Source organism: Pseudomonas sp. FSL W5-0299, assembly GCF_005930655.1.
Classification (GTDB): domain Bacteria; phylum Pseudomonadota; class Gammaproteobacteria; order Pseudomonadales; family Pseudomonadaceae; genus Aquipseudomonas; species Aquipseudomonas mandelii.
In genome coordinates this window covers 218,993-239,387 of record NZ_RXHX01000004.1, presented here as the reverse complement: position 1 = coordinate 239,387, position 20,395 = coordinate 218,993, and the positions used below count along the sequence as shown (strand labels likewise).

22 protein-coding genes are annotated in these 20,395 nt (G+C 59.0%); 14 read left to right on the top strand and 8 right to left on the bottom strand.

Annotated features, from left to right (window positions below; all coding sequences use genetic code 11):
* The first annotated feature begins 25 nt into the window (after window positions 1–25).
* Window positions 26–1,492: a purine-cytosine permease family protein gene (locus FHL16_RS08145; protein ID WP_077747988.1), complete on the top strand. Its 1,467-nt coding sequence runs from the start codon at window positions 26–28 to the stop codon at window positions 1,490–1,492.
* The gene (locus FHL16_RS08140) at window positions 1,485–2,414 is read left to right on the top strand and encodes a PfkB family carbohydrate kinase (protein ID WP_077747987.1); all 930 of its coding nucleotides are present in this window, start codon (window positions 1,485–1,487) and stop codon (window positions 2,412–2,414) included. Before FHL16_RS08145 ends, FHL16_RS08140 begins: the two co-directional genes overlap by 8 nt.
* 133 nt (window positions 2,415–2,547) lie before the next feature.
* Here FHL16_RS08140 and FHL16_RS08135 read toward each other — a convergent pair whose 3' ends face one another.
* The 5 genes from FHL16_RS08135 to FHL16_RS08115 form a co-directional block, all read right to left on the bottom strand.
* Window positions 2,548–2,928, bottom strand: coding sequence for a Rho termination factor N-terminal domain-containing protein (locus tag FHL16_RS08135; RefSeq protein ID WP_010461813.1), 381 nt, complete (start codon window positions 2,926–2,928; stop codon window positions 2,548–2,550).
* Between the two features lie 73 nt (window positions 2,929–3,001).
* Window positions 3,002–3,256: a hypothetical protein gene (locus FHL16_RS08130; RefSeq protein WP_010461811.1), complete on the bottom strand. Its 255-nt coding sequence runs from the start codon at window positions 3,254–3,256 to the stop codon at window positions 3,002–3,004.
* A gap of 46 nt (window positions 3,257–3,302) precedes the next feature.
* Window positions 3,303–3,641 carry a hypothetical protein gene (locus FHL16_RS08125; RefSeq protein WP_010461809.1) on the bottom strand — a complete coding sequence of 113 codons (339 nt, stop codon included), beginning with the start codon at window positions 3,639–3,641 and terminating at the stop codon, window positions 3,303–3,305.
* Window positions 3,642–3,725: 84 nt separating this feature from the next.
* Window positions 3,726–4,931 carry an MFS transporter gene (locus FHL16_RS08120; protein WP_077747986.1) on the bottom strand — a complete coding sequence of 402 codons (1,206 nt, stop codon included), beginning with the start codon at window positions 4,929–4,931 and terminating at the stop codon, window positions 3,726–3,728.
* A 112-nt stretch (window positions 4,932–5,043) separates the two neighbouring features.
* Entirely contained in the window at window positions 5,044–5,697 is a 654-nt protein-coding gene (locus tag FHL16_RS08115; protein ID WP_077747985.1) for an HD domain-containing protein, read from the bottom strand.
* A gap of 212 nt (window positions 5,698–5,909) precedes the next feature.
* On the opposite strand from FHL16_RS08115, the gene FHL16_RS08110 reads away from it, so the two are divergent.
* The 4 genes from FHL16_RS08110 to FHL16_RS08095 all read left to right on the top strand — a co-directional run bounded on the left by FHL16_RS08110 (window position 5,910) and on the right by FHL16_RS08095 (window position 8,327).
* Window positions 5,910–6,392 carry a GNAT family N-acetyltransferase gene (locus FHL16_RS08110; RefSeq protein ID WP_077747984.1) on the top strand — a complete coding sequence of 161 codons (483 nt, stop codon included), beginning with the start codon at window positions 5,910–5,912 and terminating at the stop codon, window positions 6,390–6,392.
* Window positions 6,393–6,591: 199 nt separating this feature from the next.
* Window positions 6,592–7,086, top strand: coding sequence for a PAAR domain-containing protein (locus FHL16_RS08105; RefSeq protein ID WP_042932284.1), 495 nt, complete (start codon window positions 6,592–6,594; stop codon window positions 7,084–7,086).
* A gap of 5 nt (window positions 7,087–7,091) precedes the next feature.
* Window positions 7,092–7,823 carry an alpha/beta hydrolase gene (locus FHL16_RS08100; RefSeq protein WP_077747983.1) on the top strand — a complete coding sequence of 244 codons (732 nt, stop codon included), beginning with the start codon at window positions 7,092–7,094 and terminating at the stop codon, window positions 7,821–7,823.
* Window positions 7,824–7,829: 6 nt separating this feature from the next.
* On the top strand, window positions 7,830–8,327 hold the full coding sequence (locus FHL16_RS08095; protein ID WP_077747982.1) for a hypothetical protein: 498 nt from the start codon (window positions 7,830–7,832) through the stop codon (window positions 8,325–8,327).
* Window positions 8,328–8,382: 55 nt separating this feature from the next.
* On the opposite strand, the gene FHL16_RS08090 is transcribed toward FHL16_RS08095, so the two are convergent.
* Window positions 8,383–8,826, bottom strand: coding sequence for a hypothetical protein (locus tag FHL16_RS08090; protein WP_077747981.1), 444 nt, complete (start codon window positions 8,824–8,826; stop codon window positions 8,383–8,385).
* Window positions 8,827–9,007: 181 nt separating this feature from the next.
* Here FHL16_RS08090 and FHL16_RS08085 point away from each other — a divergent pair, with 181 nt between their 5' ends.
* The 5 genes from FHL16_RS08085 to FHL16_RS08065 all read left to right on the top strand — a co-directional run bounded on the left by FHL16_RS08085 (window position 9,008) and on the right by FHL16_RS08065 (window position 14,150).
* Window positions 9,008–10,006, top strand: a complete 999-nt coding sequence (locus FHL16_RS08085) for a 2-dehydro-3-deoxygalactonokinase (protein ID WP_077747980.1) — start codon at window positions 9,008–9,010, stop codon at window positions 10,004–10,006.
* Window positions 10,007–10,019: 13 nt separating this feature from the next.
* The gene (locus tag FHL16_RS08080) at window positions 10,020–10,640 is read left to right on the top strand and encodes a 2-dehydro-3-deoxy-6-phosphogalactonate aldolase (RefSeq protein ID WP_077747979.1); all 621 of its coding nucleotides are present in this window, start codon (window positions 10,020–10,022) and stop codon (window positions 10,638–10,640) included.
* Window positions 10,641–10,685: 45 nt separating this feature from the next.
* Window positions 10,686–11,834, top strand: coding sequence for a galactonate dehydratase (gene dgoD, locus FHL16_RS08075; RefSeq protein WP_008152275.1), 1,149 nt, complete (start codon window positions 10,686–10,688; stop codon window positions 11,832–11,834).
* Between the two features lie 141 nt (window positions 11,835–11,975).
* Window positions 11,976–13,286 (top strand): MFS transporter, encoded by a 1,311-nt coding sequence (locus FHL16_RS08070; protein ID WP_010461785.1) that lies wholly within the window; start codon window positions 11,976–11,978, stop codon window positions 13,284–13,286.
* Between the two features lie 60 nt (window positions 13,287–13,346).
* Complete coding sequence (locus FHL16_RS08065; protein WP_010461783.1) at window positions 13,347–14,150, top strand: IclR family transcriptional regulator; 804 nt, start codon at window positions 13,347–13,349, stop codon at window positions 14,148–14,150.
* On the opposite strand, the gene FHL16_RS08060 is transcribed toward FHL16_RS08065, so the two are convergent.
* Window positions 14,147–15,199 carry an NAD(P)-dependent alcohol dehydrogenase gene (locus FHL16_RS08060; protein ID WP_077747978.1) on the bottom strand — a complete coding sequence of 351 codons (1,053 nt, stop codon included), beginning with the start codon at window positions 15,197–15,199 and terminating at the stop codon, window positions 14,147–14,149. The genes FHL16_RS08065 and FHL16_RS08060 overlap by 4 nt on opposite strands.
* A 190-nt stretch (window positions 15,200–15,389) precedes the next feature.
* On the opposite strand from FHL16_RS08060, the gene FHL16_RS08055 reads away from it, so the two are divergent.
* A complete protein-coding gene (locus FHL16_RS08055) occupies window positions 15,390–16,280 on the top strand; it encodes an AraC family transcriptional regulator (RefSeq protein ID WP_077747977.1) in 891 nt (296 codons plus the stop codon).
* A 185-nt stretch (window positions 16,281–16,465) separates the two neighbouring features.
* Here FHL16_RS08055 and FHL16_RS08050 read toward each other — a convergent pair whose 3' ends face one another.
* Window positions 16,466–18,130, bottom strand: coding sequence for an electron transfer flavoprotein-ubiquinone oxidoreductase (locus FHL16_RS08050; RefSeq protein WP_077747976.1), 1,665 nt, complete (start codon window positions 18,128–18,130; stop codon window positions 16,466–16,468).
* A gap of 549 nt (window positions 18,131–18,679) precedes the next feature.
* On the opposite strand from FHL16_RS08050, the gene FHL16_RS08045 reads away from it, so the two are divergent.
* Both FHL16_RS08045 and FHL16_RS08040 read left to right on the top strand, forming a co-directional pair.
* Window positions 18,680–19,429 (top strand): electron transfer flavoprotein subunit beta/FixA family protein, encoded by a 750-nt coding sequence (locus tag FHL16_RS08045; RefSeq protein ID WP_010461775.1) that lies wholly within the window; start codon window positions 18,680–18,682, stop codon window positions 19,427–19,429.
* Window positions 19,430–20,359: an electron transfer flavoprotein subunit alpha/FixB family protein gene (locus FHL16_RS08040; protein ID WP_010461774.1), complete on the top strand. Its 930-nt coding sequence runs from the start codon at window positions 19,430–19,432 to the stop codon at window positions 20,357–20,359.
* The last annotated feature ends 36 nt before the right edge of the window (window positions 20,360–20,395 follow it).

The window sequence follows — 20,395 nt, the reverse complement described above, 5'->3', positions numbered from 1 at the left end:
CAACAAAGGCAACAGGAGCATTTTCATGAGTTCATCGAACGCCGGGCAAAGCGCCGGGCAACTGGAAACCCGCGGCATCGAACCGGTGCCGGAAGCGGAGTGCAACGGTCACCCGCTGCAACTGTTCTGGGTCTGGTTCGCGGCTAACATTTCCATTCTCGGCCTGCCGCTGGGTGCCACGCTGGTGGCGTTTCGCGGGTTGGCGATCTGGCAGGCGATCATCGTTGCGATCCTCGGCGCCGCCGGTTCTTTCGCGGTGGTCGGGATCATCTCCATCGCCGGTCGTCGTGGTCGTGCACCGAGCCTGACGCTGTCGCGCGCCATCTTCGGGGTGCGCGGCAACATCGGCCCGACCCTGGTTTCGCTGATGTCGCGGCTGGGCTGGGAAACCGTCAACACCACCACCGCCGCCTTCGTGCTGCTGTCGCTGTGCTCAATCCTGTTCGGTTCGCCGGTGGAGGCCAAAAGCGCACCGGTGTTGACCCTGGTCTTCATCGCGATTTTCGTGCTGCTGACTTTGTCGGTTTCCGGCCTTGGTCACGCTACTTTGCTGGTGATCCAGAAGTGGGCGACTTATGTGTTCGGTGCGCTGAACATTCTGGTCGGCGGCTTCCTCTGCGCCACCATCGACTGGAGCGCGGTGTTCAACGCCACGCCTGCGCCTTTGAGCGCGATGATCATCGGCATCGGCACCATGGCCGCCGGCACCGGGATCGGCTGGGCCAATGCCGGTGCCGACATGTCGCGCTATCAGCATCGCAGCGTCAAAGCCGTGCGCCTGGTCGCGTCGGCGGCCTTTGGTGCGGGGATTCCGCTGGTGCTGCTGATTACCCTCGGCGGCCTGCTGTCGGTGGGCAACAACGACCTGGCCTCGGCCACCGATCCGATCATCGCGATCCGCGACATGCTGCCAACCTGGATGGCCGTGCCGTACCTGATCACCGCGTTCGGCGGGCTGCTGCTGTCGAACAACCTGTCGGTGTATTCCGCCGGATTGACCACGCTGACCCTCGGCCTCAAGGTCAAGCGCGTCTACGCCGTGGTGGTCGACATCGTCGCGATCTTCGCCGGTTCGATCTACTTCATGCTGATCGCCGACAGTTTCTACGGCCCGTTCATTACCTTCATTTCGCTGCTGGCGGTGCCTATCACGGCGTGGGTCGGGATCTTCGTCGTTGACCTGATACATCGTCATTACTACAGCCCCAAAGATTTGCTGGACGTCAGCCCGAGCAGTGCCTACTGGTACAACGGCGGTATCGAATGGCGCGCGTTTGGCGCGTGGGCGCTGGCGATCGTGCTGGGCTTCAGCTTCACCACCATTGGCACCACCGAACAAAACGTCTGGTTCCGCGGTTTTCTTTCGGATTCGTGGCTGGGCCATAACGGCCTGGGCTGGATCGTGACGTTCCTGGTGGCCGGCGGGATTTATTTTGTACTCGGTGGGGCCAGGGATCGTCGTGCCGCAATGACCGAGAACGCTCATGCCTAGATTGCTGCACACCGGCCAGGTCATCATCGACCTGGTCATGGCCGTGGACAAACTGCCGCAACCGGGCGGCGATGTGCTGGCGCAATCCGCCAGTTTCGAAGCCGGCGGAGGGTTTAACGTGATGGCCGCCGCCGCGCGTAACGGGCTGCCGGTGGTCTACCTCGGTCGTCATGGCACCGGTCGTTTCGGCGACCTGGCCCGTGAGGCGATGAAGGTTGAAGGCATTCGGATCGGCATCGCACACAAGGCCGAACGGGATACGGGGTTGTGCGTTGCGGTGACCGATGCCTCGGCTGAGCGCAGTTTCATTTCCTACATCGGCGCCGAGGGCGAATTGACCACCGAGGACCTGGCGAGCGTGCCGGCCGAGGCGGGTGACTACGTGTATGTCAGTGGCTACAGCCTGTTGCATGTCGGCAAGGCCCAGGCGCTGCTGGATTGGGTGCTGGGTTTGCCGAAAGTGATCAACGTGGTGTTCGATCCCGGCCCGTTGGTGGACTCGCCGGACGCGCCATTGATGCAGGCGTTGTTGCCGCGCATTGATCTGTGGACAAGCAACAGTGTCGAGGCACTGCGGTTTACCGGGGCGGCGGACATTGCCGAGGCGCTGGACAGGCTCACCGATCACCTGCCGGCCGAGGTGTTGATGGTGGTGCGCGATGGGCCGCAAGGGTGCTGGATCAGTCAGCGCGGCGAGCGAGAGCATCTGCCCGGTTTCAAGGTTGAAGCGGTAGACAGCAATGGTGCTGGCGATGCCCATGCCGGGGTGTTTCTGGCCGGGTTGGCGCGAGGGTTGTCGGCGAGTGAAGCGGCGCGACGGGCGAATGCGGCGGCGGCGCTGGCAGTCACTCGGTGGGGGCCGGCGACTTCGCCTGGGACTGCTGAAGTGAATGCATTAATCAGGAAGACTTTCGGCGCCTGACATAACGCTTTCGCGGGCAAGCCTCGCTCCTACAGGGATTTGGTCATACGCGGATTTTCGCTACAACCCGAACCCGTAGGAGCGAGGCTTGCCCGCGAAGGGGCCACTACATTCAATAAAAAAAATCAGGCTTCTACCCAGCCTTGCGCAACGCCTCAATCAACTCTTGTTTACGCATGCTCGAGCGCCCCGGAATCTTCTTCGAAGTCGCTTCCTTCCTCAAACTGTCAACCGTCTGCGTCTCTCGCGAAGCCTTGCTGTCACGCGAATGACCTTCGCGACTGGCCACCGCACGCCGTGACGATTCCTTGCGATCTTCTGATTTGGCACTCGCCGGTTTCTTGCGCCCGGAGCCCCCCTTGCGTTCGCCGCCACCGGACTGCTTGTTCACCGTTGCCCAGGCGCGCGCCTGCGCTTCATCTTTCGAGACACCTTTGTGCTCGTAGCCTTCTTCAATGTGCTCGGCCTTACGCTTTTGCTCGGCGGTATATTTGTCTTTGCTTCCACGAGGCATGGGATTTCTCCTGCTACTTGTAGAGTCGCTCAAACGGTCGCAGCCGCGCACGACTGCGACCTGATCCATCTTGTTAAACGTCCAGCTTGCGCGCCGCCTCAACCCCAGCCGCGCTGAGTTTGATCGGCAGTTGCAGCGAGTGTTCGCCGGCCTCGTTGCAGGTCACATGCCCGTGCTGAATCAGCCCGCGATCCTGCAGCGTGGCGAGGGTGCTGGCCACGATTTTCTCCCCCCGGTAATTGTCCAGGACCTCCTTGCCCAAGCCATTTGGATGGGCGTGCAGCAGACGGGTCAGGACTTCTTTCTCAAGGTTGTTATCGACGTTCATGGTTACCTCTTCATGGATGTGGATAGGTGAAACTCGCGTGGGCGAACTATTGGCTGGCGCCGCCTTCGGAACCCGAGCCACCGGTGGTGGTTTTCGAGCCCATGCCGGCGCCGGCGTTATCCGGTGTCTGAGTGTCCGGCATGTTCATGCCACCTTGGCGGCCCGTATCGTTGCCCTGAATCCGTGGGTCGGTGCCCGTTGACGGAGGCTGGCTGCTGTCGACGCCCGTGCCGTTGGTGTTCATGCCGGGCGAGCCTTGGGTGGTCGGATTTTTCTGACCTTCGACCGGGTTGGTCGGGCCGGTACCCGTGGCGGTGGTCGCCGCGAAAGCGGCAGAGGACAACAGCGTGGCGAGAGCGAGGGCGGTCAAGCGGGACATGATCATGGTGTCGTCTCCATTTAATTAGAGTCCTTACCTGATGTTGGTCCGCCCCCGATTTGGATTGGTGCCTGATGAACGACGAACGGTTCAGGCCTGTTGCAACGATTTGCTGCTGTCGACCCGGCGCCAGATCAAGCGGCCCAAGGTGATCAGCCAGTTCAACAGCCCTATGGCGAGAACTGTGAGTAGAAGTGTCGTCATTCCGTGTTCGACGATGATCTTCCCTGCGAGCAATGGAAAGCCGAATACACCGATGAAGTACGACAGGCTGAACAGCAACAACGATTGCGAAGTGGTGCCGTGGGGCGTTTCGTTCGCCGCCAGGCCATTGATCACCGAGTACGTCAGCCCGTAGCCGACCCCGAGCATCATCGCTGCCAGCACGTAGCTGAGCTCGCTATCGACCACGAAGCTGAACAGCACAATCGAACCCGCCATCACGCCTGACAGCAGGCACGAAGCGCGCAATGCATCGCGCTTGACCACGACCCCGGCGATCAACATCCGGCTGCTGATTGCCGCACCCATGAAGCCGAAAAAGAACAGCGAGTAATCCAGCGAGCGAGACGCTGCGTAACTGGTTTGAAAGCTCGACAGGCCGCCGAATACGCACCCGCCGAGGCCGACCATGATGATCGGAAACACTGCCTTCGACGACAGCACCTGAGTCGTCGCACGCCAGGAAATGCGGGCGACAGTGGCGGTAGGCGAGGGCGTTTTTTTCAGTTGCGAATGCAGCCGCCAGAACAGCAACACACCCATCAGGCTGGCCAACGCGGATAGGTAAAAGGCGGCGGTGACGGGATAACCGAACGCACTGGCCGCGCGGCCCAACAGCGGCCCGCTGCCGATCCCGGTCATCATGCTGCCCGACAGCAGCGCAAAATATTTCGCGCGTTGCGCGGGCGTCACCAGGCTCGCCACGATCATCGGCCCCAAGGTGTAAAACACCCCCCAGCCCAGCCCCAGCAGCAGTCCGAAAAACAGCAACAGATTGCCGAACCCCGGCGTCAGCGCGAAGCCCAGGCTGGCCGCCACCAACAACGCGCCGAACAGCGCAATCGAACGCGCCGCGCCGAGCAGGTCAGACAGGTGCCCGGAGACAACTACCGCCGCAAATGTGCTGAGCATCGCCGCCGAAATCACACTGCCGGCATCATGTTCGTTGCCGCCCCGTGAACCGATCAACAGTGACAACAGGAAGGTCGAGCCGTAGGACAGCGACAGCAAATAACTGGCGAGGCAAAACAGGCCGAACACTCTGCTTGAGACGTGGGGCGTAGCGGTAGACATGACGCGGTTCCTTGACCCGATAAAAACGCTGACCCTCTATCTACCATGTACCTCGACATTGTTAGGTCTGGGGTTATCGATGCCAGGGTTAGCGCGGGCCGGAGTAATGCGCTCAGGTGATGCCGATTTCTTCCTTGAACAGCACCATAAAACCCTTCAGGCGCTCATGCCTGACGCGCGCCAGCCGCTGGCCGGTGATCGTCTGGAAACCGTCCGCCAGGTGCAGCAACTTGGTCTGAAAGTGATCGAGGCAAAAGCGTTTGTCATCGTAGTCCCGCGCTGTCGCTTCCGGGTCTTGCGGGTCGTAAAGGGCGCTGCCCATACGTCCGGCGATATAGAACGTGCGCGCTACGCCGAGCATGCCGAGGGAGTCGAGGCGGTCGGCGTCCTGCAGGACTTTGGCTTCGAGCGAGGTCGGGGTGATGTTGGCGGAAAAGCTGTGGGCTTCGATGGCGTGGGCGACTGCGCTGATTTTTGCACTTGGCCAAGCTATGTCGCTTAGCACGGCAGATGCTTTTTCAGCAGCCAGGCGTGAGGCCTGTGAGCGCAACGGCGAATTCTTTTCCACCGCCACGCAATCATGCAAAAGCACCGCCGCCAGCAGCACTCCGAGATCGCCGCCTTCTTCAGCATGAAGCGTTCGCACGTTGTGCCACACCCGTTGCAGATGGGCCCCATCGTGGGCGCCATCTTCCGAGGGTTCCAGTGCGTGGGGTAGCAGTTGCGCTGCGAGAAGTTGCAGCGGCGCGAAAGCATCAGTGGCCATGACTTTCCTTTGAAGTGAACGCGCTTTTGTGGCGAGGGCGCTTGCTCCCGCCGGGTTGCGAAGCAACCCCATCCCGGGAGCAAAGGTATTTCAGTTAAAACCGAGTTGCCAGCCTTTACGACTGCTTCGCACTCGGACGGAAGCAAGCTCCCTCGCCACAAACCACGCGCCGACTTAGTATGGCGTTTTCAACTTTCGACAAAGGCACGTCCATGACGATCGAGATCCGCCCGGCAACCCCCAGCGATGCACCGCAAATCCTCGGGTTCATCACTGAACTGGCCGACTACGAACGTGCCCGTCACGAAGTCATCGCCAGCGTTGCCGACATCGAACGCAGCCTGTTCAGCGAAGGCGCCACCGCCCACGGCCTGATCTGCCTGCGCGACGGCTTGCCGATCGGCTTCGCGGTGTTCTTCTTCAGCTATTCCACCTGGCTCGGCAGTAATTGCCTGTACCTCGAAGACCTCTACATCACCCCCCAGCAACGCGGTGGCGGCGCCGGTAAAACCTTGCTGCGCCACCTCGCCAGAATCGCCTGCGCCAATGACTGCGGGCGCTTCGAATGGAGCGTGCTGGACTGGAACAAACCGGCGATCGAATTTTATAAGTCGTTGGGCGCGCAGCCGCAGGAAGAGTGGGTCCGGTATCGGATGGATGGGAAGGTGTTGCGCGAGTTTGCTGAGGGGAGTTGATCCTACCCGTCTAGTCCGTCATCCTCTGCGCCTTTGCGCGCTCACGGATGACACCTGCAATGTCTATGACGTCTTCATCACTCGACACTCGTCATGTTCGCCATCGACTGTCCGGTTGGTTGAACGATGGTGGTGCATTTCCTTTGCGCCCTGATGGTTGCCACCATCGCTATAAAACTCAAAAGCAAGGAGCTTTAACTTGAGTGGAAAACCTGCTGCGCGCGTTACAGACCCTACTTCGTGCCCGTTACCCGGACATGGCACCAATCCGATTGTTTCTGGATCACCAGATGTTTTCTTCGATGGTCTGGCAGCTGCTCGCATGACGGACAAATCTGCCTGTGGCAGCCCGATTACCGGCGCTGTTTCGGGGACGGTATTCATCAATGGTCTCAACGCCGCAACCCTCGATAGCACGGGCGGGCACGGCAACGTAGTTATCGGCGGTTCCGGGACCGTTATCATCGGGCAAAGCGGAGGCGGAGCAGCTTTTAGTGGGTTGCTTCCGATGCCGGTGCATTTTACCGACAGATTACAAGTGGTGAATGACGCGACCGGTGGGCCGATTCCTTATCACCCCTATACCATTCAACGTGGTGACGGCAGCGAAGAGCATGGCGTGACGGATGCGTCCGGGTTTACTCACACAGTCAGTTCCCATTTGGCCGAGACCATTAAATTGTTTGTGGAGTGATTGGCATGGCGGGTGAAACTGCGGCGGTGAAACAAGCGTTACCTAAAAGAGAAGTAAAAATACATACATTGACCTGTAAGACTGATCAGGCTGTTAAGCAGGTGCCTGTCACCTTGCGAGACTTGGTTATATTTTTTATTGGTGGTGCGGGCGATCAGGAAAGTTACTACGGCACAGGGCCTAATAATAATATCGATTATGTGCGTCGAATTGCTGTTGGCGACGCAAAACAACTAGAGATTTTGAAGCGCTGTCCTTCATGGGTGCTCAGTTATAATGCTTTTATTAGTGATGATGATCTTGAGCGCAATGTGTTGAGTAGAATACCTAATTGCTCCTCTGCGATTTACATCGTTGGTCACAGTCTCGGCGGCTGGAATGGTGCCCACCTTTCCAGTGTACTGACAGACAAAGGCTTCAAAGTAAAAATGCTGATTACACTGGACCCCGTGGGTGAAGGGAAAATTGTTTACGGCATCTCAAGTATCTATAGACGAGAGCCGATCCCCAAGGCTGACTATTGGGTGAATATTCGGGCAGCAGCGGTAGACTGGAATGCGTCGGATCTGGTCGCGGACTTTGGTGAACAGTGGGAAGTAACACAAGGACCCAATGTGATGGGGCGGGTGGATGTTAACCATGCTGATGCAGACAGAATGTTTGTGCAGATATTGCCAGGAGGCAAGTCTGCCCGCCAAATATTCAATGAATCGATTTTGAACTACTTCAGGGAGTGATTCTGGATGCATAAATTTTTTTTGTTTTTAGCAATCTTGATGAGTGCATCGTGTTCTCTCAATCACGGAAGACCTGTCGCAGCACTTGAGTATTCCAGTGTAAACGAACTTCGTAATACTGGAATTTACCAGGTTTTTTTCAATTCCGATGTGGAGCTTATTGGATTATTTAAGTCGCGAATAGGTGAGGGGTTAGTCTGTTCTTTAGAGGATGATCTTGATTTTAGCGAAGCGCACCATATAAAGCGTTCCGGGTTTGGTTTGGTGGAAAAAGTGAGTGAGTCTGCACCATTGCTCTATCGAGCGAATGTCATTTTTAGTGAGTCGGAAAGCGGAAAAGGAGGAGAGGATTATTTGGAAGGAGAGGCCCTTATTCCGCTATTGAAGAAGCGTGATTTTATTTCGTGTGTTTATCGAGTTCATACTACTACATACAATACGTACTTCTCCCAAGTCATGCACGTGCCGACCGCAGAGCTGTTGAAGGCTATTGCTCACCAGTAAAACGAATCCATGCGATTCGAGGATGTTTTGCCGGGGTAAACAGCCTCTCAATAACTCAGTCACTGGCTTCCCAATTACTCTTGATCAATCCGTCGAGGACTTGTCGAACAGTAATCTTGAAAGCCCCGGCCTTCCTCTCATCAAAGGCCGTTCGCCATGCCATATAACCCTGACTGAAATCCGTAATCTCTGCAGTTTCCCCCACCCGGTGGGTGATGCTGCGTTCCAAGGCTTTTGCCTGGAAGGGTAGGTGTGGCATTTCATTGAACTCGCTACCTGTCACCGGATTGATCATCTGAAAGCCATCGACCCTGATGTGAATAACCTTGCCCAATTTTGGATAATTTTCGATTTTCAGGATCGTCAGTGTCGATCCATCCTCGCCCGGCCGGTTTTTGTAGGCCCAGATATCGCCCACCTTCAATTCTTTCGATGCGCTGAATGCTGCGGTGGACCAGAGAGCACTGCAGAACAGCAGCGCCTTTAAAGCAATCTTCATTTTTCTTCCTTGAGGGCTGGGTGCCGTTCCGATGGCCGGGCATTTTAAGGCGTTGGCGAAGAAAATCCTGTCACACTTGTAAATCCCATAATATGGGAGTGATATTTATATATTGAGATTTCTCCGCGTCAGGGTTTATAGTCCAGCTCACTCACTGCCAATAAACAAAACAGGTGAAGCGATGCTGGCGCAATTGATCGCGCTCGATTGGGGGACGACCTCATTACGTGCTTACAAACTCGCCGCGGGTGGCCAGGTGCTGGAACAGCGTTCGCTGTCGTCCGGGATCATGCAGCTGCCCCGGACACCGCGAATCATCAACGGTCAGGAATGCGCCGACGGTTTTGAACTGGCCTTCGACGAGGCGTGCGGTGACTGGCTCGACGCGCAGCCGGATTTGCCGGTGATTGCCTGTGGCATGGTCGGCAGCGCCCAGGGCTGGCGCGAAGCGGCCTACTGCGATACACCGGCGAACGTCGCCAATCTCGGAACTTCCCTACAAACCCTTCGCAGTCTTCGCGGTGTTGATGTGCACATCGTGCCGGGCGTGATTCAGCGTTCGCGCTTGCCGAACGTGATGCGCGGCGAAGAAACCCAAGTGCTGGGTGTCCTGCAGAATCTGCCGGTCGAGCAGGGCGCTGACCTGTTGATCGGCCTGCCAGGCAGTCATTCGAAATGGGTGGAAGTGGCCGACGGCTGCATCGTGCATTTCGACACCTTCATGACCGGCGAGATCTTCGCCGTGCTCAGTGAGCACAGTATTCTCGGGCGTACCCAGCAAAAGGGCGCGTCGTTTGATGACCAGGCGTTTGATCGCGGTGTGCAAGTGGCGCTGTCGGCGGAGGGCGAGATCGGTCCGTTGTCGACGCTGTTCAGCGCCCGCAGCCTCGGGCTGACCGGTGAGCTCTGCGCCACTGCCCAACCGGATTACTTGTCCGGCCTGCTGATCGGCCACGAACTGTCGGCGCTGGCCAACGTTCAGCGACGCCGACGCAACAGCGTTCACCTGCCTTCAATCATCCTCATCGGCAACTCCCAACTGTGTGCCCGCTACAGCCGGGCCCTCGACGCCTGTGGTTTTGCCCGCGTGACCCTGGCCGAACAAGCCACCGAACGCGGGTTGTGGCAATTGGCGGTCGCCGCCGGACTGATCGCCGCACACCCATCCCGTTCAACCTGACTGGAGGTCTGACATGCTCAAGCAAGCACTGGCGCAAAACGGTCTGATCGCGATCCTGCGCGGCCTGCGCCCGCAAGAAGCGGCCGCCATTGGCGAAGTCCTTTATGCCGCCGGATTTCGCGTCATCGAAGTGCCGCTCAATTCCCCTGAGCCCTACGACAGTATCCGCATCCTGCGCAGTACTTTGCCCGCCGATTGCCTGATCGGCGCGGGTACGGTGCTGACACCGGAACAGGTCGAGCAAGTGAAAGCGGCGGGCGGTCAGGTGATCGTCATGCCGCACAGTGATGCCAAAGTGTTGCGGGCAGCAAAAGCGGCAGGGTTGTACCTGTCGCCGGGCGTTGCTACGCCGACCGAAGCCTTCGCCGCATTGGCCGAAGGGGCGGACGTGCTGAAGATGTTCCCGGCCGAGCAGATGGGGCCGGCAGTCGTCAAAGCCTGGCTCGCGGTGCTGCCGGCCGGAACCATTCTGGCGCCGGTTGGCGGGATCACGCCGGACAACATGCAGGTGTTTATCGACGCCGGTGTGAAAGGTTTCGGATTGGGTTCCGGGTTGTTCAAACCGGGCATGACGCCTGAGGACGTGGCGGTAAACGCCAAGGCCTATGTCGCTGCATGGAACGCTCTGCGTTAAGACTTTCTGGCGCCGAGCGCGCTACGTCTATAAGAGAGACAACAGATGAAAATCACCAAACTCACCACCTTCATCGTTCCGCCGCGCTGGTGCTTCCTCAAGGTCGAAACCGACGAAGGCGTGACCGGCTGGGGCGAGCCCGTGGTCGAAGGCCGCGCACATACCGTCGCCGCTGCCGTTGAAGAATTGTCCGACTACCTGATCGGCAAAGACCCACGCAACATCGAAGACATCTGGACCGTGCTCTACCGCGGCGGCTTCTACCGCGGCGGCGCGATTCACATGAGCGCCCTGGCCGGTATCGATCAGGCGTTGTGGGATATCAAGGGCAAGGCCTTGGGGGTGTCGGTCAGCGATTTGCTGGGCGGTCAGGTGCGGGACAAGATTCGCGTGTATTCGTGGATCGGTGGTGACCGTCCGGCGGACACCGCTCGCGCGGCGAAAGAAGCGGTCGAGCGTGGTTTCACGGCGGTGAAAATGAACGGCACCGAGGAGCTGCAATTCCTCGACTCCTTCGAGAAAGTCGACCTCGCCCTGGCCAACGTTGCCGCCGTGCGTGACGCGGTGGGCCCGAACGTCGGCATCGGTGTGGACTTCCATGGCCGGGTGCACAAGCCCATGGCCAAGGTGCTGATGAAGGAACTCGATCCGTACAAACTGATGTTCATCGAAGAGCCGGTGCTCAGCGAAAACTACGAAGCGCTGAAGGAACTGGCGCCGCTGACCAGCACCCCGATTGCCCTCGGCGAGCGCTTGTTTTCGCGCTGGGATTTCAAGCGTGTGCTCAGCGAAGGTTACGTCGACATCATCCAGCCGGATGCGTCCCACGCCGGTGGCATCACCGAAACCCGCAAGATCGCCAACATGGCCGAGGCCTACGACGTGGCGCTGGCGCTGCATTGCCCGTTGGGTCCGATTGCCCTGGCGGCGTGCCTGCAACTGGATGCGGTTTGCTACAACGCGTTCATCCAGGAGCAGAGCCTGGGCATCCATTACAACGAGAGCAATGACCTGCTCGATTACGTGAAAGATCCGCGGGTGTTCGATTACGACAAAGGCTTCGTGAAGATCCCGAACGGCCCGGGCCTGGGCATTGAGATCAACGAGGAATACGTGATCGAACGCGCCGCTGTCGGCCACCGCTGGCGCAACCCGATCTGGCGCCATGCCGATGGCAGTTTTGCTGAGTGGTGAGTTCCTCCTGACTCCACCATGGTGATCGTTCTCACGCTCTGCGTGGGAATGCCTCACCGGGCGCTCTGCGTCCCTGGCTGTATTCCCACGCGAGCGTGGGAACGATCACGACCTCAATAAACATAAGAAGAGGCATTCCCCATGCAACCGCAAACCCTTACCGGGCAGGCGTCGTTGGTGGCGCCCAGCCGCAAGCGGTTTTTCATCATGGTGCTGCTGTTCATCACCGTGGTCATCAACTACCTCGACCGCAGCAACCTGTCCATCGCCGCCCCCGCGCTGACCAGCGAACTGGGCATCGACCCAATCCACGTCGGGCTGATTTTCTCGGCCTTCGGCTGGACTTACGCCGCTATGCAAATCCCTGGCGGATGGCTGGTGGATCGGGTGCCGCCGCGCATCCTTTACAGCGTTGCGTTGCTGCTATGGTCAATCGCCACCGTCATGCTCGGCTTCGCCGCCAGCTTCATCGCACTGTTCGTGTTGCGCATGGCAGTCGGTGCCCTGGAAGCGCCGGCGTATCCGATCAACAGTCGGGTGGTGACCACCTGGTTCCCCGAACGCGAACGCGCCACGGCCATCGGTTTCTATACCTCCGGACAGTTCGTGGGATTGGCGTTCCTGACGCCGGTACTCGCCTGGCTGCAGCATGAATTTGGCTGGCACATGGTGTTTGTCAGCACCGGTGCGGTCGGTATTCTCTGGGCGGTGATCTGGTACGCGGTGTATCGCGAGCCACGGGACTTCAAAGGTGCCAACGACGCCGAAATCGAGCTGATCCGCGAAGGTGGCGGGCTGGTGGATATCCAGGCCGAGCAAGCCAAGGTCAAGGCGAAATTCAGCTGGACCGACCTCGGCATCGTTCTGACCAAACGCAAGTTGTGGGGCATCTACCTCGGTCAGTTCTGCCTCAACTCGACGCTGTGGTTTTTTCTGACGTGGTTCCCGACCTACCTGGTGAAATACCGTGGCATGGACTTCATCAAGTCCGGCCTGTTGGCGTCGCTGCCGTTTCTCGCCGCCTTTATCGGCGTGCTGTGTTCCGGGTTCTTCTCCGACTTCCTGATCCGTCGCGGCTACACCGTGGGCTTTGCGCGCAAATTGCCGATCATTGGCGGCTTGCTGATTTCCACCTCGATCATCGGCGCCAACTTTGTTGAATCGACACCGCTGGTGATTGCCTTCCTCGCGTTAGCGTTCTTCGGAAACGGGCTGGCTTCGATCACCTGGTCGCTGGTATCAACGCTCGCTCCGGCGCGGTTGCTCGGATTGACCGGTGGGGTGTTCAACTTCATCGGCAACCTGTCGGCGATTACCACGCCGATTGTCATCGGTTTCCTGGCAACCGGCGATTCGTTCGCCCCGGCGATCACCTACATCTCGGTTCTTGCATTGATTGGCGCGCTTTCCTACATCCTGCTGGTCGGCAAGGTCGAGCGTATCAAGTTGTAGTGGCAGCCATCGGGCGACCATAATGCCGCCCGTTCACTCGCTCAACGGTAAAGGCTGGATATGCAGGAAGACGCCCCAAAAATCGCCAAGGACGCCGCGCCGACCGGCACTCAGACACTGCTTCGTGGCCTGGGTGTGGTTCAGGCCGTGGCCAGCGGCGCCCGCGATCTCAAGGAAATCGCCCGGCTGATCGGTACGACGCGCAGCACCACCCATCGTCTGGCCAGTTGCCTGGTGGACGAGCGTTACCTGCGCGTGGTGCCGCAAGTCGGTTACCTGCTGGGGCCGAAGCTGATCGAGCTGGGTTTCCAGGCGCGTGAAGAGTTGCCGCTGGTCACCCTGGCCGGGCCGTATCTGGATGAGTTGTCGGCGTTGACCGGCGACACCATTCACTTGGCGATTCGTGAAGGCGACGAGGTGCTGTACCTGCACAAGAATCCGGGGCGCAATGGCCCGGAAATGCGCTCGCGGGTCGGCCATCGCATGCCGTTGGCGCGCACCGGGATCGGCAAGGCCTTGATGCTGGATGACTCGCAGGAAGAATGGCAACGGCTGTACGAAGTCAGCCTGCCGGCGGGTGGGAAAAATCTGTTCTGGCCGCTGCACCCGGAGCAGTCCTGGGAGCAGTTTCAGCAGCGCATGGTCGAATACGTGGCCGGCGGTTATGCCTTCGATCTGGAAGATAACGAACCGTCGATTCGCTGTGTGGCGGCGCCGATCCGTGATGCCAGTAAACGCATCGTCGCCGCCATCAGCATCGCCAGCACCGTGCCATACATGCCGCTGGAAAAAATGGCCGAGCTGATTCCCCTGATCAAAGGGGTCACGGCCCGGCTCTCGGCAGAGCTCGGCGCGAAGGTTTAGACCTTCAACGTCGCCATGTCGATGACGAAGCGGTACTTCACGTCACCGGCGATCATGCGGGCGTAAGCCTCGTTGATCTGGCGGATGTCGAGCATTTCGATGTCGCAGGTGATGTTGTGCTCGGCGCAGAAATCCAGCACTTCCTGGGTTTCGGCAATGCCGCCGATCAGCGAGCCGGCCAACACGCGACGGCTCATCACCAGTTTGCCGGCGTGGACCGGTGGATCGACCGGTTCGATCAACCCCACCATAATGTGCACGCCGTCGAAACGAAGCGTATCGAGGTAGTGATTGAGGTCGTGCTGCACCGGAATGGTGTCCAGCAGGAAGTCGAAATGTCCTGCGGCGGCCTTCATCTGTTCGGCATCGGTGGACACGATCACGTGGTCCGCCCCTTGACGACGACCTTCTTCAGCCTTGCTCGCCGAGCGGGTGAACAGCGTGACTTCCGCGCCCATCGCCTTGGCGAACTTGATGCCCATGTGGCCGAGGCCGCCCATGCCGAGAATCCCGACCTTGTCGCCGGCCTTCACGCCGTAGTGCTTTAGCGGCGAGTAAGTGGTGATGCCGGCACAGAGGATCGGCGCGGCACTGGCCAGGTCGAGTTTCTCGGGGATGCGCACAACGAAATGCTCGCTGACCACGATGCTGTCGGAGTAGCCGCCCATGGTGTTGCTGCCATCGACCCGGTCCGGGGTGGCGTAGGTCATGGTCGGACCTTCGAGGCAGTATTGCTCGAGGTTGGACCGGCAGGCTTCGCAGCTGCGGCAAGAATCGACCATGCAACCGACACCGACCAGATCGCCGACTTTATGTTGGGTGACGTTCGCACCTATCGCTGTCACTTTGCCTACGATCTCGTGGCCGGGCATCAACGGGTAAACGGCAATGCCCCACTCGTTGCGGGCCTGATGGATGTCGGAATGGCAGACGCCGCAGTAGAGAATATCGATTGCCACATCGTCGGCCCTTGGGCTGCGGCGTTCGAATTTCACGGGGGCGAGGGGAGTGGTAGCCGACTGGGCGGCGTATCCGATGGCGGTGTACATGGTGAACCTCGCAAAAGCAATGACAAGTGAGGCGGCGCATTTTGGGCGCCGTGCCTGCCACGGGCCATGGCGATTCCTCCGGGTGTCATGCCTATTCCTCCGGCATCAGCGTTCGTTTGATCAAATGGGCGATCAGACCTGCGATGATGCTTTCATACCTTTTTCCGCGACTTTTTTGTGAAGATTTCTCATGTTGTTAACCCGTCATCTTGATGCGAATGCCACGCTGGTTTCGCTGATCGAGCCCCTGACCACTCGCGATGGTTTCGCTCCTACGGCGTTGCCGGGCGTCCAGGTTTTACGGGCCAGTCGCGATGTGGCCCGTGGTCCGCAGATCTACGAGCCGAGCCTGGTGATCATCGCCCAAGGCAGCAAACTGGCGTATTTGGGGCCGCGCACGTTGGAGTACGGCGCCGGGCACTACCTGATTCAGGCATTGCCGGTGCCGTTTGAGTGCGAAACGTTTTCGGCGCCGGATGGGCCGATGCTCGGGGTGGCCATCGCCATCGACCGAGTGTTGCTCGGTGAGTTGGTGTTGGCCATGGGCCTGGTGCCGGGGCGCACGGTTCCTGCGCAAACACTGGAGTCCATGACGTCGGCGGTGCTCGACGATGCGATGCGTGGTTGCGTGGAGAGGCTGTTGCGTTGCCTGCACGATCCGCTGGAATGCCAGGTCATGGGGCCGACGCGGTTGCGGGAATTGTTGTTCGTCGCGTTGCGCGGTCCGCAAGCCGATGTGTTGCGTGCGCTGGTGGAGCAGCAAGGGCAGTTCGCCCGGATTGCAGCCTCGCTCAACCATCTGCACGGGCATTTCACCGAGCCGTTGAATGTGGAAACCCTGGCCAGTTGCGCGAACATGAGCGCGTCGACCTTCCATGAGCATTTCAAGCGCAGCACGTTGTTGTCGCCGGTGCAGTATTTGAAGCGCTTGCGCTTGCTCAAGGCGCAGCAGTTGTTGCTCGCCGAGGGGTTGGGCGTGGCGCAGGTGGCGCATCGGGTCGGGTATCAAAGCACGTCGCAGTTCAGTCGTGAGTACAAGCGCTACTTTGAGCGTAATCCGGGGGATGAGCGCGCTGCCTGAGTGGGTAATGGTTCCTCTGTAGGAGTGAGCCTGCTCGCGATTGCGGTGGGTCAGTCGACATTTATTCTGAATGACACAACGCAATCGCGAGCAGGCTCACTCCTACAGGGGGATTATGGTGTGGGGTAAATGGCGGGCAACAAAAAGGCCCCCATTCCGGGAGCCTTGATGTTCAGGCGTTCGGCTTACATGTTCGGGTAAGTCGGGCCGCCAGCACCTTCCGGCGCCACCCACGTGATGTTCTGTGCAGGGTCCTTGATGTCGCAGGTCTTGCAGTGAACGCAGTTCTGGGCGTTGATCTGGAAGCGCTTCTCGCCGTCTTCCTTGGTCACCACTTCGTACACGCCGGCCGGGCAGTAACGCTGGGCAGGCTCATCGTACAGCGGCAGGTTCTTGGCTATCGGAATGCTCGGATCGGTCAGCTTCAGGTGGCACGGCTGCTCTTCTTCGTGGTTGGTACCGGAGATGAACACCGAGCTGAGTTTGTCGAAGCTGATCTTGCCGTCCGGTTTCGGGTAGTCGATCTTCTTGCAGTCGGCCGCCAGCTTCAGGCAAGCGTAATCAGGTTTGGTGTCGTGCAAGGTGAACGGCAGTTTGCCGCCGAAGATGTTCTGGTCGAGCCAGTTGAAACCACCGCCGATGATGGCGCCGAACTTGTGGATTGCCGGGCCGAAGTTGCGGCTGGCGAACAGTTCGTCGTAGAGCCAGCTCTTCTTGAAGGCGTCGACGTAAGTGGTCAACTCTTCGGTGCCGTCTTTTTCAGCGAACAGCGCCTCGGCCACGGACTCAGCGGCGAGCATGCCGGATTTCATGGCGGTGTGGCTGCCTTTGATCTTGGCGAAGTTCAGGGTGCCCAGGTCGCAACCGATCAGTGCGCCGCCCTTGAATACCATCTTCGGCAGCGAGTTCAGGCCACCTTTGCAGATGGCACGAGCGCCGTAGCTGATGCGCTTGCCGCCTTCCAGGTACTGCTTGAGCACCGGGTGATGCTTGAGGCGCTGGAACTCGTCGAACGGCGACAGGTAAGTGTTGCTGTAGGAGAGATCGACGATCAGACCGACGACCACCTGGTTGTTTTCCAGGTGGTAGAGGAACGAGCCACCGGTGTTCTCGGTGCCCATGATGTCCATCGGCCAACCGGCGGTATGGACCACCAGGCCTGGCTGATGCTTGGCCGGATCGACTTCCCAGATTTCTTTCAGGCCGATGCCGTAATGCTGGGCGTCGGCTTCGCTATCGAGGTTGAAGCGCTTGATCAGCTGCTTGCCGATGTGGCCACGGCAACCTTCGGCGAACAGCGTGTACTTGCCGCGCAGTTCCATGCCTGGGGTGTACAGGCCTTCTTTCGGATGACCTTCGCGGTCAACGCCCAGATCACCGGTGATGATCCCGCGAACCACGCCGTTCTCGTCGAACAGCGCTTCCTGAGCGGCGAAGCCTGGGTAGATTTCTACGCCCAGGTTCTCGGCCTGCTGGGCCAGCCAGCGGCACAGGTTGCCCAGGGAGATGATGTAGTTGCCATCGTTGTGCATGGTCTTGGGCACAAAGAAGTCAGGAATTTTTTGCGCGCTGTCGGCGTTTTTCAGAACGAAGATGTCATCGCGGGTCACTGGTGTGTTCAGCGGGGCGCCGAGCTCCTTCCAGTCCGGGAACAATTCGTTCAGGGCGCGGGGTTCGAAGATCGCGCCGGACAGGATGTGTGCGCCGACTTCGGAGCCTTTTTCGACCACGCAGACGCTGATTTCCTTACCGGCTTCAGCAGCCTTCTGCTTCAAGCGGCAGGCGGCGGAAAGACCCGCGGGGCCGGCACCGACGATGACCACGTCGAATTCCATGTATTCGCGTTCCACAGGTTATCTCCTACTCAAGGCTCAACAGTTTTTTTTCTAATTGGAGGTTTGGTGTCGCATCCATGAATTCCTGCGCAATGCGCGGAACAGGACAATCGTATGGCCACCTTTCTCTCTGGGTGGCGCATTATATCTACACCACTCCTAGCGTCCAATACAAACGTTTGTTTGAATTGGCTCAAAGCCAGAGAAATCAAAGTCACGCGGCTTATGAACGGCTATTTTGCCGTATTGACCGGAATAGGCGTTCCGGTCAAGATACGGTCGGTTTTGCGCTCGCCGTAGGCTGACTGTTGGGTTCAAGAGCACCTCTAAAGACAGGGCGATGGCAGTACAGGGTGATGCGCAGCGCAGTTTTGGTGCGCAGTTTACACGCCGCGATAATGAATGACTCGTCGGTCACCACTGACGAACGGTCATCACGCCTCGTGAGCAAGGTTCACTCGATACACCTGCCAGCGTTTTTAGAGGTGCCCTTGCGCCGATGAGCATCAAACCGCCAGGTTCGCCTAGGCGACTTTCTTTTCACCGGAGAGTAACGAGGAATCCATGAAGGTTCTTGTAGCTGTCAAACGCGTTGTGGATTACAACGTCAAGGTTCGCGTCAAGGCGGACAATTCCGGCGTCGACCTCGCCAACGTCAAGATGTCGATGAACCCGTTCTGCGAAATCGCAGTGGAAGAAGCCGTGCGCCTGAAAGAGAAAGGCGTTGCGACTGAAATCGTCGTCGTCTCCATCGGCCCGACCACCGCTCAAGAGCAACTGCGCACAGCGCTGGCTCTGGGTGCTGACCGCGCCATCCTCGTCGAATCCGCTGAAGATCTGACTTCCCTGGCCGTTGCCAAGCTGCTCAAGGCTGTTGTCGACAAGGAACAGCCTCAGCTGGTGATCCTTGGCAAACAAGCCATCGACAGCGACAACAACCAGACTGGCCAGATGCTTGCTGCATTGAGCGGCTACGGTCAGGGCACCTTCGCTTCGAAAGTCGAAGTGTCCGGCGACACCGTTGCCGTGACCCGCGAAATCGACGGCGGCGCGCAGACGGTTTCCCTGAAACTGCCGGCCATCGTCACCACCGACCTGCGTTTGAACGAGCCGCGCTACGCGTCCCTGCCAAACATCATGAAAGCCAAGAAGAAGCCTCTCGAAGTGCTGACTCCGGACGCTTTGGGCGTTTCCACCGCCTCCACCAACAAGACCGTGAAAGTCGAAGCGCCAGCTGCACGCAGCGCGGGTATCAAGGTCAAGTCGGTGGCTGAACTGGTCGAGAAACTGAAAAACGAAGCGAAGGTAATCTAAATGACTATCTTGGTTATTGCTGAACACGACAACAAAGTAGTGGCCCCGGCCACGCTGAATACCGTGGCTGCCGCTGCCAAAATCGGCGGTGACATCCACGTTCTGGTTGCCGGCCAGGGCGTTGGCGCCGTGGCTGAGGCCGCTGCGAAAATCGCTGGCGTGGCGAAAGTGCTGGTGGCCGACAACGCCGCCTACGCTCATCAATTGCCGGAAAACGTCGCGCCGCTGGTAGCCGAGCTGGGCGCTGGTTACAGCCATATCCTGGCTGCCGCCACTTCCAACGGCAAAAACATCCTGCCGCGCGTTGCCGCTCAGCTGGACGTTGACCAGATCTCCGAGATCATCTCGGTCGAAAGCGCTGACACGTTCAAGCGCCCGATCTACGCCGGTAACGCCATCGCGACCGTTCAGTCGAACGCTGCAGTGAAAGTGATCACCGTGCGTGCCACCGGTTTCGACCCTGTGGCTGCTGAAGGTGGTTCGGCGTCGGTTGAAGCCGTTGCTGCTGCCCATGATGCTGGCACTTCCAGCTTCGTTGGCGAAGAACTGGCCAAGTCCGATCGTCCGGAACTGACCGCTGCCAAGATCGTCGTTTCCGGCGGCCGCGGCATGCAGAATGGCGACAACTTCAAACACCTGTACGCCCTGGCCGACAAGCTGGGCGCTGCCGTGGGTGCTTCCCGCGCCGCGGTCGACGCAGGTTTTGTACCCAACGACATGCAGGTCGGTCAGACCGGCAAGATCGTTGCTCCACAGCTGTACATCGCCGTCGGTATCTCCGGCGCGATCCAGCACCTGGCCGGCATGAAAGACTCCAAAGTGATCGTTGCGATCAACAAGGACGAAGAAGCGCCGATCTTCCAGGTGGCCGATTATGGCCTGGTGGCTGACCTGTTCGAAGCCATCCCCGAGTTCGAGAAGCTGGTCTAATCCAGTCGCTTGACTTATAAAGAGCCCGACCTTTTG

Bases quoted from the DNA above. Each gene is read 5' to 3' on its own strand.
- FHL16_RS08145 (WP_077747988.1), top strand. From the start codon at position 26: ATGAGTTCATCGAACGCCGGGCAAAGCGCCGGGCAACTGGAAACCCGC.
- FHL16_RS08065 (WP_010461783.1), top strand. From the start codon at position 13,347: ATGCAGGAAGACGCCCCAAAAATCGCCAAGGACGCCGCGCCGACCGGC.
- FHL16_RS08125 (WP_010461809.1), bottom strand. From the start codon at position 3,641: ATGATCATGTCCCGCTTGACCGCCCTCGCTCTCGCCACGCTGTTGTCC.
- FHL16_RS08060 (WP_077747978.1), bottom strand. From the start codon at position 15,199: ATGTACACCGCCATCGGATACGCCGCCCAGTCGGCTACCACTCCCCTC.
- FHL16_RS08045 (WP_010461775.1), top strand. From the start codon at position 18,680: ATGAAGGTTCTTGTAGCTGTCAAACGCGTTGTGGATTACAACGTCAAG.
- FHL16_RS08040 (WP_010461774.1), top strand. From the start codon at position 19,430: ATGACTATCTTGGTTATTGCTGAACACGACAACAAAGTAGTGGCCCCG.
- dgoD (WP_008152275.1), top strand. From the start codon at position 10,686: ATGAAAATCACCAAACTCACCACCTTCATCGTTCCGCCGCGCTGGTGC.
- FHL16_RS08055 (WP_077747977.1), top strand. From the start codon at position 15,390: ATGTTGTTAACCCGTCATCTTGATGCGAATGCCACGCTGGTTTCGCTG.
- FHL16_RS08100 (WP_077747983.1), top strand. From the start codon at position 7,092: ATGGCGGGTGAAACTGCGGCGGTGAAACAAGCGTTACCTAAAAGAGAA.
- FHL16_RS08140 (WP_077747987.1), top strand. From the start codon at position 1,485: ATGCCTAGATTGCTGCACACCGGCCAGGTCATCATCGACCTGGTCATG.
- FHL16_RS08080 (WP_077747979.1), top strand. From the start codon at position 10,020: ATGCTCAAGCAAGCACTGGCGCAAAACGGTCTGATCGCGATCCTGCGC.
- FHL16_RS08135 (WP_010461813.1), bottom strand. From the start codon at position 2,928: ATGCCTCGTGGAAGCAAAGACAAATATACCGCCGAGCAAAAGCGTAAG.
- FHL16_RS08085 (WP_077747980.1), top strand. From the start codon at position 9,008: ATGCTGGCGCAATTGATCGCGCTCGATTGGGGGACGACCTCATTACGT.
- FHL16_RS08110 (WP_077747984.1), top strand. From the start codon at position 5,910: ATGACGATCGAGATCCGCCCGGCAACCCCCAGCGATGCACCGCAAATC.
- FHL16_RS08120 (WP_077747986.1), bottom strand. From the start codon at position 4,931: ATGTCTACCGCTACGCCCCACGTCTCAAGCAGAGTGTTCGGCCTGTTT.
- FHL16_RS08090 (WP_077747981.1), bottom strand. From the start codon at position 8,826: ATGAAGATTGCTTTAAAGGCGCTGCTGTTCTGCAGTGCTCTCTGGTCC.
- FHL16_RS08095 (WP_077747982.1), top strand. From the start codon at position 7,830: ATGCATAAATTTTTTTTGTTTTTAGCAATCTTGATGAGTGCATCGTGT.
- FHL16_RS08115 (WP_077747985.1), bottom strand. From the start codon at position 5,697: ATGGCCACTGATGCTTTCGCGCCGCTGCAACTTCTCGCAGCGCAACTG.
- FHL16_RS08130 (WP_010461811.1), bottom strand. From the start codon at position 3,256: ATGAACGTCGATAACAACCTTGAGAAAGAAGTCCTGACCCGTCTGCTG.
- FHL16_RS08070 (WP_010461785.1), top strand. From the start codon at position 11,976: ATGCAACCGCAAACCCTTACCGGGCAGGCGTCGTTGGTGGCGCCCAGC.